1 protein-coding gene is annotated in these 550 nt (G+C 77.5%); it reads right to left on the bottom strand.

Translation table 11 applies throughout. The features are described 5' to 3' along the window. The coding region (locus ACVNF4_RS36825) for a 3'-5' exonuclease (RefSeq protein ID WP_461807145.1) at nucleotides 1-550 on the bottom strand (550 nt) is incomplete at both ends.

The raw sequence follows: 550 nt of genomic DNA on the forward strand, positions 1-550 counted from the left end.
GCCTCCCTGAGGGCGTCGGAGGCGCGCGGGTCGACGGTCGTGGCGCGCAGTTCGGCGACGAGCGCGGGGACCGACAGGGGGCGGCGGGGGCGGCCCGTGACGTCCTTGGGCTCGACGCCGAGTTCGGTGAGGAACCGGGAGGGCTGGTCGCCGTCGTCGGCGGGCGCCTTCACGGCGGTGACGACGAGGCGCTCGCGCGCACGCGTGGCGGCGACGTAGAACAGGCGGCGCTCCTCGGCGAGCAGCGCGCCCGGGGTGAGCGGTTCGGCGAGTCCGTCGCGGCCGATGCGGTCGGCCTCCAGGAGGGAGCCGCGCCGGCGCAGGTCGGGCCAGAGTCCCTCCTGGACCTGGGCGACGACGACCAGGCGCCACTGGAGGCCCTTGGCGCGGTGCGCGGTCATCAGCCGGACCGCGTCGGGCCGTACGACGCGCCGGGTGAGGGTGTCGGCCGCGATGTCCTCGGCCTCCAGCTCCTCCAGGAAGTTCAGGGCGCCCCGGCCGCCGGTGCGGGCCTCCGCGCGGGCGGCGGTCGCGAACAGCGCGCACACGG

This window comes from Streptomyces sp. S6 (genome assembly GCF_054880855.1).